At 47.5% G+C, this 12,563-nt stretch carries 14 protein-coding genes; 11 read left to right on the forward strand and 3 right to left on the reverse strand.

Annotation, left to right across the window (positions count from 1 at the left end; genetic code table 11):
* Nucleotides 1-28: 28 nt before the first annotated feature.
* Together BLD48_RS03125 and rpmB are read right to left on the reverse strand one after the other, a co-directional pair.
* Nucleotides 29-1,432 carry an amino acid permease gene (locus tag BLD48_RS03125; RefSeq protein WP_071498916.1) on the reverse strand — a complete coding sequence of 468 codons (1,404 nt, stop codon included), beginning with the start codon at nucleotides 1,430-1,432 and terminating at the stop codon, nucleotides 29-31.
* A 140-nt stretch (nucleotides 1,433-1,572) separates the two neighbouring features.
* Nucleotides 1,573-1,761: a 50S ribosomal protein L28 gene (rpmB, locus tag BLD48_RS16030; protein WP_012370787.1), complete on the reverse strand. Its 189-nt coding sequence runs from the start codon at nucleotides 1,759-1,761 to the stop codon at nucleotides 1,573-1,575.
* A 282-nt stretch (nucleotides 1,762-2,043) separates the two neighbouring features.
* Here rpmB and BLD48_RS03130 point away from each other — a divergent pair, with 282 nt between their 5' ends.
* The 11 genes from BLD48_RS03130 to rnc all read left to right on the forward strand — a co-directional run bounded on the left by BLD48_RS03130 (nucleotide 2,044) and on the right by rnc (nucleotide 12,222).
* On the forward strand, nucleotides 2,044-2,406 hold the full coding sequence (locus tag BLD48_RS03130) for an Asp23/Gls24 family envelope stress response protein (RefSeq protein ID WP_014970720.1): 363 nt from the start codon (nucleotides 2,044-2,046) through the stop codon (nucleotides 2,404-2,406).
* A gap of 25 nt (nucleotides 2,407-2,431) precedes the next feature.
* On the forward strand, nucleotides 2,432-4,105 hold the full coding sequence (locus tag BLD48_RS03135) for a DAK2 domain-containing protein (RefSeq protein ID WP_369825738.1): 1,674 nt from the start codon (nucleotides 2,432-2,434) through the stop codon (nucleotides 4,103-4,105).
* An 89-nt stretch (nucleotides 4,106-4,194) separates the two neighbouring features.
* On the forward strand, nucleotides 4,195-4,857 hold the full coding sequence (gene sdaAB, locus BLD48_RS03140) for an L-serine ammonia-lyase, iron-sulfur-dependent subunit beta (protein WP_071498918.1): 663 nt from the start codon (nucleotides 4,195-4,197) through the stop codon (nucleotides 4,855-4,857).
* Between the two features lie 4 nt (nucleotides 4,858-4,861).
* Nucleotides 4,862-5,758: an L-serine ammonia-lyase, iron-sulfur-dependent, subunit alpha gene (gene sdaAA / locus BLD48_RS03145; protein ID WP_071498919.1), complete on the forward strand. Its 897-nt coding sequence runs from the start codon at nucleotides 4,862-4,864 to the stop codon at nucleotides 5,756-5,758.
* Nucleotides 5,742-7,772, forward strand: coding sequence for an ATP-dependent DNA helicase RecG (gene recG / locus BLD48_RS03150; RefSeq protein WP_071498920.1), 2,031 nt, complete (start codon nucleotides 5,742-5,744; stop codon nucleotides 7,770-7,772). Before sdaAA ends, recG begins: the two co-directional genes overlap by 17 nt.
* Nucleotides 7,773-7,857: 85 nt before the next feature.
* Nucleotides 7,858-8,427 carry a transcription factor FapR gene (fapR, locus tag BLD48_RS03155; protein WP_014970715.1) on the forward strand — a complete coding sequence of 190 codons (570 nt, stop codon included), beginning with the start codon at nucleotides 7,858-7,860 and terminating at the stop codon, nucleotides 8,425-8,427.
* Nucleotides 8,424-9,419, forward strand: coding sequence for a phosphate acyltransferase PlsX (gene plsX, locus BLD48_RS03160; protein WP_071498921.1), 996 nt, complete (start codon nucleotides 8,424-8,426; stop codon nucleotides 9,417-9,419). Before fapR ends, plsX begins: the two co-directional genes overlap by 4 nt.
* A 13-nt stretch (nucleotides 9,420-9,432) precedes the next feature.
* Nucleotides 9,433-10,353: an ACP S-malonyltransferase gene (fabD, locus tag BLD48_RS03165; RefSeq protein WP_071498922.1), complete on the forward strand. Its 921-nt coding sequence runs from the start codon at nucleotides 9,433-9,435 to the stop codon at nucleotides 10,351-10,353.
* Nucleotides 10,350-11,081, forward strand: a complete 732-nt coding sequence (gene fabG, locus BLD48_RS03170) for a 3-oxoacyl-[acyl-carrier-protein] reductase (RefSeq protein WP_071498923.1) — start codon at nucleotides 10,350-10,352, stop codon at nucleotides 11,079-11,081. The genes fabD and fabG overlap by 4 nt, the downstream gene beginning before the upstream one ends.
* 71 nt (nucleotides 11,082-11,152) lie before the next feature.
* Nucleotides 11,153-11,392 carry an acyl carrier protein gene (gene acpP, locus BLD48_RS03175; RefSeq protein WP_012370777.1) on the forward strand — a complete coding sequence of 80 codons (240 nt, stop codon included), beginning with the start codon at nucleotides 11,153-11,155 and terminating at the stop codon, nucleotides 11,390-11,392.
* Nucleotides 11,393-11,451: 59 nt separating this feature from the next.
* Nucleotides 11,452-12,222 carry a ribonuclease III gene (gene rnc / locus BLD48_RS03180; protein WP_034773956.1) on the forward strand — a complete coding sequence of 257 codons (771 nt, stop codon included), beginning with the start codon at nucleotides 11,452-11,454 and terminating at the stop codon, nucleotides 12,220-12,222.
* A gap of 50 nt (nucleotides 12,223-12,272) precedes the next feature.
* Here the strand turns inward: rnc and BLD48_RS03185 are convergent, their stop codons facing one another.
* Nucleotides 12,273-12,473 (reverse strand): DUF1128 family protein, encoded by a 201-nt coding sequence (locus tag BLD48_RS03185; protein WP_014970710.1) that lies wholly within the window; start codon nucleotides 12,471-12,473, stop codon nucleotides 12,273-12,275.
* Nucleotides 12,474-12,563 lie beyond the last annotated feature (90 nt).

A 12,563-nucleotide genomic window follows, 5' to 3' on the forward strand; every position in this document is an offset into this window, starting at 1 on the left:
GGATTATCCTGAAGCCGATCACGTTTTTTTAAGGCTCTAAAGTCGAACTGGCTGCTTGACGTTCTGTTTGAGCCGCAATGTGTTTTCCTTTGACGAATAGATGGTAAGAACCCCATGTCAAAAGGAAAAAGGGAACACCTATATAAAGCGCAATCCGTTGATCGGCTTGGAATGCCAAGCTGATCAAAACAAGCATGTTCAAAGAAAACGAGATAATCGGTAAGACCGGGAAGAACGGGGTCTTGAATTTCAATTCACTGACAGAATGTCCGTTTTTAATGAACTGACGGCGGAAAGCGATTTGTGAGGCAGAAATCGAAATCCAACCGACCTGTGCCCCGAGCCCTGCGAGTGAAAGTAACCAGATGAAGACGGTATCTTCGGCGAAAAAGGCGGTCAGGAGCGATAACATGGCAAATAGCATCGTAAAACATAACGCCCGCATCGGAACGCCACGTGAATTGACGATTGCAAGTTTTTTCGAAATCATCCCTTCTTGTGACATCGACCATAACATCCGGGTCGCTGCATACAGACCAGAGTTTCCGACGGATAGTAAGGCAGTCAAGACGACGATATTCATCAAATCTGCTGCATACGGGATTCCGATGGCATCAAAGACCATGATGAAAGGACTGCTGATCCCACTTGCGGTTTCATACGGAATCAAGGCACCGATGATCGTAATCGAGAGGACAAAAAAGATGAACGTTCGCCAGACCGTATTGCGAATGGCTTTTGGAATCGATTTTTCGGGATCACTCGATTCACCGGCAGCGACACCAATCAATTCAGTCCCTTGAAAGGCAAAATTGACGGCAATCATCGTCGTCAACACGCCAAGCACGCCGTTCGGGAACCAACCGTTTGCCGTAAAGTTCGCAAATAAGGTTTCTGGACGTGCTGCGGTCATATCGATCCAACCAAACCAAGCGGCTCCCCCAAGCGCGATGAAAAAGAGAATGGCGAGGACTTTCAGGCTCGAGAACCAAAATTCTGCTTCCCCGAACGCTTTTGCCGAGACCGCATTGAGACCAAATAAGATAATAGTGAAAAGGGCGCACCAGATAACGATTGGTGTGTCCGGGAACCAACGTCCCATCAAACTACCGGCGGCTGTAATTTCAAGCGCCACCGTCACGGCCCAACCGAGCCAGTAGATCCAACCGACGGCAAAACCAATCCCCGGACCGATGAACCGGGTCGTATACGTCTGGAACGAGCCCGAGACCGGCATATGGACGGCCATTTCCCCTAAACATAACATCGTCAGATACATGATGGTCCCACCCACGATGTAACTGAGAACCGCCCCGAGCGGTCCAGCTTGCGAAATTGTCAATCCAGAACCGAGGAACAATCCTGTTCCGATGATTCCTCCGAGCGAAATCATGAAGAGATGCCGGCTTGTCATTTCTCTTTTTAACTGCATGTTGACCCTTCCCCCTTGAAAAAAATAACTGCTCATTTATTGTAAGCGTTTTCAAATGTTCCGACAATTAGTTTATGAGAAAAATAAAAAAAGACCAAAAAAAGAACCGGAAGGGAAGATTCCCATCCGGTTACTGCGCCTTATACGCGTTCGACTTTACCTGATTTGAGCGCTCGAGCTGAAACCCAAACCTTTTTAGGTTTACCGTCAACGAGGATACGTACTTTTTGTACGTTGATTCCCCAAGTGCGTTTCGTTTTGTTCAATGCGTGTGAACGGTTGTTTCCCGACTTCGGCGATTTCCCAGTAACGTAGCATTTACGTGCCATGTGTTCCGCCTCCTTTTATGTTGTTTTGCGTTCGTCCTAATAGACACTTTGCTATCTTAGCATGCTGTTAAGACGGTTGCAACATAAAAAAAGTAGCTGACAAGAAAAAAACTTGACAGACAACCTCAAAATTTAAAATAATGAATGAGGATGATGGTAAAAGTTCATTTGACCGCTACTATTTTTCACATATTCATTGTATAGTCAGTACGGCGACTTTTCAATAGTAGGTCCTTATAGTAGAATTATTAGAAGAACAGATTAATAAAGGGGGCTACACAGGTGGCGATCGAGATGAAAACGACCTATGGAAAAATTGATGTAGACAATGATGTCGTCGCGCAACTTGCGGGCGGAGCAGCAATGGAATGTTTTGGTGTCGTTGGTATGGCATCCCAATCTCAAATTAAGGACGGACTTGCTGAATTGCTCAAACGAGAAAACTTTGCACGTGGCGTCATCGTACGACAAGCTTCTGAGCAAGTTCATATCGATATGCATATCATCGTGAGTTATGGGACAAAAATTTCAGAAGTCGCAAACAATGTCCAAAGCCGTGTGAAGTATTCACTCAGCCAGGCACTTGGTTTAGAAGTAACATCTGTCAATATTTTTGTTCAAGGAGTCCGCTTGACGAATGTCTAAAGCGGGAATAGAGGAGGAAACTTTAGTGAGCGTAGATCGTTTAACAGGAGCGCAACTGGTCAAGATGATCCAGAATGGCGCAGCGAATCTCTATCAAAATGCGGATTTCGTCGATTCGCTGAACGTTTTCCCGGTCCCAGATGGTGACACGGGAACAAACATGAACTTGACGATGACATCCGGTTCAAAAGAAGCATCAAAAACAACAACAGACTCTGTCTCTGAAGTCGCCACGGTTTTTGCACGTGGTCTTTTAATGGGAGCACGTGGGAACTCCGGTGTCATCTTAAGTCAATTGTTCCGTGGTTTCTCGAAGTCGATCGAAGGAAAAGATGCGATCAACACAAAGGAATTTGCAGACGCGTTACAAAAAGGTGTCGATACAGCGTATAAAGCGGTCATGAAGCCGGTCGAAGGAACAATCTTGACTGTTGCCCGTGAGACAGCTGTTGCGGCAATCGCTCAGTCCGAGACGACAACGGATCTCCTTGAATTGATGCGTGGTATCGTCGAATCATCAAAAGTATCACTCGAAGGCACACCAGATTTATTACCTGTACTTAAAGAAGTCGGCGTCGTCGATTCAGGTGGTCAAGGACTGGTCTGTATCTATGAAGGGTTCCTCGCGACACTCGAAGGCAAAGAGTTAGAGAAACCCCATGCACCGGTCATGGAAGCCCTCGTCGAAGCAGAGCATCATAAATCGGCTCAAAGCTTCATGTCGACGGAAGAAATCCATTACGGTTACTGCACAGAAATCATGGTGCGATTCCAAGACGATAAATTGGCAAACACACCGTTCAGCGAAGAAGCGTTCCGAAATGAGTTAGCAGAATTCGGCGATTCCTTGTTGGTCGTTGCAGACGAAGAATTGTTGAAAGTCCATGTCCACGTCGAAACGCCAGGCGAAGTCATCACAAAAGGACAACGGTTTGGTGAACTGGTTGCCGTCAAGATCGAAAACATGCGTCAACAGCATTCGACGATCCTCGAAGAAGAGGGTGTCAATCAAGTGGCAGCACCAGTCGCTACGAAAGCAAAAGCCCAGTCGGCACTCGTCACGGTAGCGATGGGCGAAGGCATCAGCGAACTCTTTAAATCACTTGGTGTCAGTGTCGTCATCGAAGGTGGACAGACGATGAATCCGTCAACGGAAGATATCGTCAAAGCGATTGAAGATGCACATGCGGAGCACGTCTATGTCTATCCCAACAACTCAAACATCATCATGGCGGCAGAACAAGCAGCATCGGTTGCGTCTTGTGGTGTGACGGTCGTCAAATCGAAGACGGTTCCTCAAGGATTGGCGGCAACGATCGTCTACAATCCGGAAGCGACGGTCGAAGAAAACGAACGTCATATGATGGATGCGATCGCCGCAGTCAAGTCAGGTCAAGTGACGTATGCAGTTCGCGACACGAGCATCGACGGCATTGAGATTAAAAAAGATGATCATATGGCGATTGCGGAAAAACAAATCATCGCAACGGATCATTCGAGCCTTGGAGCCGTCAAAAAATTGGTTGATACCCTCGTCACAGAAGACGATGAGATCATTACCGTGTTGTTTGGCGAAGGGGTAACGCAAACGGAAGTCGACGAACTCGTTGCGTATATCGAATCGGTTAATCCAGAAGCGGAAGTAGAAGTCCATGACGGGAAACAACCACTTTATTCTTATATTTTAAGCGTCGAATAATATAAAACGTGAACGTACCTTTTCACACATCCCACCATCTGCGATAATAGAGGTGGGATTTTTGTTTTTAAAAGAGAGGGGGAAATAAGATGAAGTACCGGAGTGTATTTGATATCATCGGTCCAATCATGGTCGGACCATCCAGTTCGCATACGGCAGGGGCAGCACGAATTGGCCTGATGGCTGGGAAATTATTTGGGGAGTTACCAACAGATATTACGATTACATTTTATGGATCATTTGCGGATACGTATCGGGGACACGGAACGGACGTCGCGATTATCGGAGGGGTATTAGGATACGATACGTTTGACGACCGGATTCCGGAATCGATCAAGATTGCGGAACAAAAAGGGATCCGGATTCATTTTGAGACGAGTGAAGCGTTGACGGATCACCCGAATACGGCACGTGTTCATCTGACGGATGGACAGGCAGAGTTTGAACTGGTTGGTATTTCAATCGGCGGGGGAACGATTGAGATTACCGAACTGAACGGAGTACCGTTACGCCTATCCGGTGGTGGACCTGCCTTGATTGTGTTGCATCATGACCGTTTTGGAGCAATCGCAGCCGTGACTAGCATTTTGGCCGATTATGAAATCAATATCGGACACATGGAAGTATCGCGTCATGAAAAAGGGAAACAGGCATTAATGGCAATCGAAATCGATGACCGGATGCCAACTGCTGTACTCGAAGAAATCAACCGGTTACCACAAGTCGAGCGTTCTGTCATGATGGGAGAGTGAAGAGATGTTTAAATCCGTAAAAGAACTCGTCGCACTGGCGACTGAAAAAAATGTACCGATTTCAGAAATCATGATTGAACAGGAAATGACTGTTCGGCACCTCGAGCGAGATGAAGTCCTCGGCATGATGGAACGGAATCTTGAAGTGATGGAAGCGGCAGTCGAACGTTCGCTGACAGGGGACGGTGTCGAATCCGTTACCGGTCTGACGGGTGGCGACGCCGTGTTGCTACAACGGTATCGGGCGAGTGGCAAAGGATTGTCCGGTGATTTATTGCTGGATGCGGTCAGTAAAGCGATCGGAACAAATGAAGTCAACGCGGCGATGGGGAAAATTTGTGCGACCCCAACAGCCGGTAGCGCCGGTGTTGTCCCCGGGACGTTGTTTGCGGTGAGAGAACGTTTGAATCCAAGTCGAGAACAGATGTTACGCTTTTTATTCACATCCGGAGCGTTTGGATTCGTGGTTGCCAACAATGCCTCGATTTCCGGTGCTGCCGGAGGATGTCAGGCGGAGGTCGGTTCGGCAACGGCGATGGCTGCTGCTGCGATCGTTGAAATGGCAGGCGGGACACCGGATCAATCGGCTCACGCCTTTGCAATCGCTCTAAAAAACATGCTCGGACTCGTCTGCGACCCAGTGGCAGGACTTGTTGAAGTACCGTGTGTGAAACGGAATGCGATGGGAGGCGCAAACGCCCTTGTTGCTGCTGACATGGCGTTAGCCGGAATTACGTCACGGATTCCTTGTGACGAAGTAATCGGAGCGATGTATGAGATTGGACAAATGATGCCGTCAGCGTTACGTGAGACGGCAAAAGGTGGACTCGCGAATACACCGACCGGACGTTGGCTCGAATCGAAGATTTTTGGAGAGTTATCGAATGAATCCATTAAGTAAGGTAACGGAATTAAAAGGGGTCGGGCGTGACTTAGCCCGGAAACTAGAAGAAATGGATATCCTGACGATTGCGGACGTGCTCGAGCACGTCCCCTTTCGTTATGATGATTTTGTGACCGGCAGTTTGACGGAAGCGATTCATGAAGACAAAGTCAAATTTACCGGACAAGTACAATCAGAAGCGCTCGTTCGTTACTATGGAAAAGGGAAAAACCGCTTGACGTTCCGGTTGCTAGTTGAAGAACGGTACAGCGTCACGGTGACGATGTTTAATCGTGCCTTTTACAAGGAACAATTGAAACTGGGAGAAGAAGTGACGGTCAGCGGGAAATGGGATTTACACCGGATGACGATTTCCGCGACGGAACTCCAATTCGGGGCAATTGAAGGCGAATTGACGCCTGTCTATTCGTTGAAAGGCGACATGCGGATGAAGACGTTTCGCCGCGTCGTCGAATTGGTCTTTGCGGAAAGTGTATCCCTGGAAGAACGGGTTCCGGATCCGATTCGGACTACATACCGGTTACTGGACCGGATGACGATGCTGAGACGACTGCATTTTCCGGTGACCCGTCAGGATCTCACGACGGCCCGGCGGAGTTATGTCTATGAAGAATGTCTTTATTTTCAACTGAAGTTACAGACACTTCGCCTAGGGAAACGAAAAGGACAAGGCATCGCCTTACCGCTTTTTCAACAAGAGATTGACCAGTTCGTCAAACGGCTGCCGTTTCCGTTAACCGGTGCCCAACAACGTGTCACGGAGGAAATACTAGCGGATATGCACCGGTCAGAACGAATGAATCGTCTGCTCCAAGGGGACGTCGGGAGTGGGAAGACGGTTGTCGCCGCGATCGCCTTATTTGCGACGGTCCGTGCGAATAAACAAGGAGCCTTGATGGTACCGACAGAAATTCTAGCGGAGCAACATGCCTCATCTTTAGCGCCCTTACTGGAACCGCTCGGAATCAAGGTTGGATTGTTGACAAGTTCGGTCAAAGGGAAAAATCGTCTGTTGTTGCTAGAAGCTTTGCGACAAGGAGAAATCGATGTCCTGGTCGGGACACATGCCTTGATTCAAGATACCGTCGTCTTTCAAGATCTCCATCTTGTCATCACGGATGAACAACATCGTTTTGGAGTCGAACAACGGAAGCGACTTCGGGCGAAAGCCGATCAAGCGGATGTTCTTTACATGACGGCAACACCGATTCCACGGACGCTAGCGATTTCCGTGTTCGGCGATATGGATGTTTCAATCATTGACGAGATGCCAGCAGGAAGAAAAGAAATCGAGACGTATTGGGCTAAACCGGAACAAATCGATCGTGTGTTTGGGTTTGTCGAAAAAGAATTGCTGCTCGGTCATCAAGCTTACATCATCACGCCATTGATTGAGGAATCTGAGTCGCTTGATGTACAAAATGCGATTGAACTGCATCATCTGTTAACCGAACGTTTTTCGACGCATCGGGTCGGTCTGATGCATGGACGCCTCAGTTCGTCGGAAAAAGACGACGTCATGCAGGCGTTTAAAGACAATCACGTTCAACTTCTCGTCTCGACGACGGTTGTCGAAGTGGGGGTCAATGTTCCGAATGCCTCAATCATCGTCATTTATGATGCGGAACGGTTTGGTTTAGCTCAACTGCATCAGTTGCGTGGCCGTGTCGGTCGCGGTGACGCTCAATCTTTTTGTATCTTGATTGCGGATCCTTCCTCGGAAACGGGGAAAGAACGGATCAAAACGATGACGGAAACGAATGACGGCTTTAAGTTAGCGGAAAAAGATTTAGAGTTACGGGGTGCCGGTAATTTTTTTGGAACAGAACAAAGTGGATTGCCACGGTTTATTTTGACCGATCCAGCACTTGATATTCAAGTCATGGAAACGGCTCGAAATGATGCCGTCCGTTTGCTCCGATCGGATGCCTTTTGGCAACATCCCGAGTATGCCGTCTTAAGACGGTACATCGAGCAACAAGGTTTGCTTGACGGAGAAAGAATGGAATAATACTTGAAAGTGAACAACAAGGGATATATACTACTATTAGTACCAGGTAATAATGGTAGTCATCCTTCTTGTGGGAGGAACGTACATGCGGGTACCTAAAAAAGAACGACAAACTGAACTACAGCATACAATTGAACAAAATCCGTTCATCACCGATGAAGCGTTAGCAACACGTTTCAACGTCAGCATCCAAACGATCCGATTGGATCGGATGGAGATGAAGATTCCAGAATTACGCGAACGGATTAAACATGTTGCGACAGAACGACTGGATGATGTGCGTACGTTAACTGAAAATGAAGTCATTGGTGATATGATTGACCTGAAACTCGATACATCGGCGATTTCGATCTTAGAAATTCTACCGGAACATGCGTTTAGCCGAAATGCCATTGCGCGAGGACATATTTTATTTGCGCAAGCCAATTCACTTGCGATCGCGTTGATTGACGATGAACTGGCATTGACGACAAAAGCCAATGTCCAGTTCACCCGGTCCGTTCACGTGGGAGAACGTGTCGTGGCGAAAGCCTTCGTCAGTTCTCATCGTCAAGATGGGCGGTCCGACATCAGCGTCGAAAGTTTTGTTGGCGATGAGTGTGTGTTCATCGGTGAATTCACCGTGTATCGGAGCAGTAAGGAGGAGTCCAGATGATTTTAGCAGTAGACGCGATGGGGGGCGACCATGCTCCCCGCGCCATCGTAGAAGGAGTCGTTCAATTTTTAGCAGAACGCCCCAAACAACAACTCGAGATCCGGTTAGTCGGAGATGAGTTGAAATTGCGTTCATATGACATTAAAGATCCACGGGTGACGATTGTTCATGCCCCCTCCGTCATTACCGGAGAAGACGAACCGGTCCGTGCCATCCGGCGAAAAAAAGACAGCTCCCTCGTAGTGGCTGCAAACCTGGTGAAATCAAAAGAGGCAGATGCCTTGATTTCAGCAGGCAATACGGGAGCACTCATGACAGCCGGATTGTTTGTGATTGGTCGGATCGAAGGGATTGACCGTCCGGCACTTGCGCCGACGTTCCCGACACGAAACGGAAAAGGTGTCGTCATCTTAGATGTCGGTGCCAATCCGGATGCGAAAGCAGAACATTTGCTCGATTACGCAATCATGGGTTCTGTCTACGCAGAACAAGTAAGAGGAATCGATCGACCGAAAGTCGGATTGCTGAATATCGGCTCAGAAGCCGGAAAAGGGAATGCGTTGACGAAAGAGGCCTATCCATTACTTGAGACAGCACCGATTCATTTTGTAGGAAACGTCGAAGCACGAGACGCGATGAGTGGGGATGTGGATGTCATCGTGACAGAGGGTTTTGCTGGAAACACCCTTTTGAAAAGTACAGAAGGGGCTGCTAGCATGATCATGGGTATGATGAAGGAACAGTTCATGAGTTCACTCAGTTCAAAAATTGCCGCGTTCATTTTAAAGCCAAAGTTAAAGAAGATGAAACAACTCCTCGCCTACGAAGAATACGGCGGAGCCGGATTGTTCGGAATTGCTGCGCCTGTGATTAAAGCACACGGATCAAGTAACGCCTATGCATTCAGTCGTGCGTTGGCACAAGCAGAACAGATGGTCGAGCAACAAGTGGTCTCAAAAATCATCGAGGCAAAGACGACAAAAGAAATCTAAAGGGGTGAGACGGATGGGTAAAACGGTTTGGATGTTCCCTGGTCAAGGCTCACAAATGCCAGGAATGGGACAAACACTCGTTCAACAGGACGAGACACGTCAAGCATTAATGGATCTTGGTACACGTATCGGTCTTGATTTGACGGATTTACTGACGACGGGGACAAAAGACGACTTGAAATCGACGGAAATCGCACAACCTGCGATCGTCGCACATAGCACATTACTTGCGAACCGTTATGCGGCACTTGGTCATCGGCCAGACTTCGTACTCGGACATAGTGTCGGAGAGTACAGTGCACTTGTTGCGGCGTCCGTTTTGACAGCGAGTGAAGCGGTTTACCTTGTTCGGGAACGCGGGAACTTGATGAATCAAGTCAAAGGCGGAACGATGGCAGCTGTCATCGGCTTGGATGATGTTGAAGCAGCCCATCATGCAATTGAATCAATTGCAGCGACAGGAGAAATCGTACAAATCGCCAATTACAACTGTCCGGGACAATTCGTGATTTCAGGACAAGTCGCAGCCGTTGAGACAGCGACAGCGAAATTAAAAGAACTCGGTGCGAAACGTGTCTTGCCACTTGATGTATCCGGTGCGTTCCATTCTTCATTGATGACACCGTTCGCATCTCGTTTTGAAGACATCCTGGTATCTTCGCCTTTCCAAGCAGCAAAAACGAAGTTTATCTCGAATGTCGATAACGATTTCCACGATCAGCCGGAGGAACTCATTCGTCTACTCGTCCAACAATTGTATTCGCCAGTTCGTTTTGAGGCATGCGTTGAAAAGCTGATTGCAGAAGGTGCGGATACATTCATCGAATTTGGTCCGTCTTCACCACTTAGTGGACTCGTCAAACGAATCAAAAAAGATGTCAAGATTGTCAGCATCACGACGCTTGAGCAACTAGAAGCGGAGGCGATTCGTTGAATAAGGTAGCCCTCGTAACAGGTGCATCACGCGGAATCGGCGCTGCGATTGCAAAACGTCTGGCGGCGGATGGTTTCCGAGTCGTAATCAACTATGCCGGAAATACGCAAAAAGCAGAAGAAGTCGTATCGGCAATCGTCACTTCAGGCGGTGAGGCCATCGCGATCCAGGCGGACGTCGCCGATGCAGAGCAAGTCAAAGGATTGCTGAAGACGACGCTCGATACGTATGGACAGCTCGACTGTGTCGTCAATAATGCCGGCATCACACGAGACGGTTTATTGATGCGGATGAAAGAAGCGGACTTTGATGCCGTCTTGAACACGAACTTAAAAGGTGCGTTTCTTGTCACACAAGCGGCGACACGTCCACTTCTAAAATCGAGTGGCCGGATCATCAACATCGCATCGGTTGTGGGCATCACGGGTAATCCTGGTCAAGCCAATTATGTCGCGGCCAAAGCGGGACTGATCGGTTTTACGAAGTCAGTGGCACGTGAGCTGGCAAGTAAAGGGGTCACGGCAAACGCGATTTGCCCGGGTTTCATCGAAACGGATATGACGGACGAATTGACCGAGGAACAACGGAATCAAACGCTTGTTCAAATCCCGTTAAAACGATTTGGGCAGACGGAAGATATCGCTTCCTTAGTCAGCTTCATTGCTTCAGACAACGCCCGTTACATCACTGGCCAAACCTTGGCGGTTGATGGCGGCATGACGATGTAATTTATAACTGTGGTAGTACTTTGCCAAATCGGCAATCATCTTATATACTCAACTCATGGAGGGATTTTCAAATGACAAAAGAACAAATTTTAGTAGACGTACAAGAAGCAATTGCAGAAAAATTAGGGAAAGAACAAAGTGAAATCACACTCGACAAATCGTTTAAAGACGATCTTGGTGCCGATTCACTTGAAGTGATGGAACTCGTCATGGATCTCGAAGACAAGTTCGAAATCACAATCGAAGATGACCAAGCAGAAAACTTGAAGACGGTTGGCGATGTCGTAAGCTACATCGAAACACAAGTCTAAATCATCAGGCTAGACCCACCGTGGTATTTGCGGTGGGATTTAGCTGTTTAGGAGGCATTATGACGAATCCAAAAGGACGTCGTGTCCGTAAAGGACCTTATGTAAAACGGCGAAAAGACTCACGGGCATTAGCTCAAATCGAGCAAAAGTTTGACGACTTACAAACACGGTTGGACATTCATTTTTCAAATGTCGATCTGTTAAAACAGGCTTTCACCCACTCGTCGTTTGTCAATGAGCAACGAGAATCAGACGGTGACAATGAGCGTCTCGAATTTTTAGGGGATGCGGTGTTAGAACTGACAGTCTCGAGATATCTGTTTCAACACTATCCGGAACGTTCCGAGGGGGAATTAACAAAGCTGCGTGCGGCAATCGTCTGTGAGCCGTCACTCGTCCAGTTCGCGAATCATTATCAATTTTCTGAAATGATTCTACTTGGTAAAGGAGAGGAACTGACAGGTGGTAGAAATCGTCCGGCATTACTTGCGGATGTGTTCGAAGCCTTCATCGGTGCCTTGTATCTGGACCAAGGAATCGATGCAGCAGAACGATTCCTCGCCGAAGCGGTTTTTCCGAAAGTGGCATCTGGTTTTTTTGAAGAACAAACTGATTTTAAAAGCCAGCTCCAAGAAGCCATCCAACGGGTCGGCCTTGGACAGATTGAATATGAAATCATCGAAGAACGTGGTCCGGCTCATAGTCGCGAATTTATTTCACGGGTCCATGTGTCCGACAAGTTAGAAGGAATCGGGACAGGTCGTTCAAAAAAAGAAGCAGAACAACAAGCTGCCAAACAGGCGTTGCTTGTGTTAAAAAATAGTCTGTAAACAAAAAAAGGCATCCATTTTGACATGGAATGCCTTTTCTTGTGTCGCCTTCAGACGGTTTTCAAAGATTTTAATTCGTCGACAATCGCATCGACTTCTGCAAGTGACAACGATTCCCGCATCATGACGAAGTCATAAATCTCTTTTAAGTCGTCATTTTTCGTACCGTCAAACTGTTCAGCCTTGATGACCCCTTTGTTGATAATATTCAATTTATCCAAAATTGCCTCAATCATTTGTTCAATCGTCATGTCGTTAAAATCTCCTCTTCATCTCTTTATACTTAACGTTACCATAAAAGCTACCATTTTGTAGACCTTTCGGCTATGGTAAACTAAAAG

It is taken from the genome of Exiguobacterium sp. KRL4 (genome assembly GCF_001870785.1).
GTDB lineage: Bacteria > Bacillota > Bacilli > Exiguobacteriales > Exiguobacteriaceae > Exiguobacterium_A.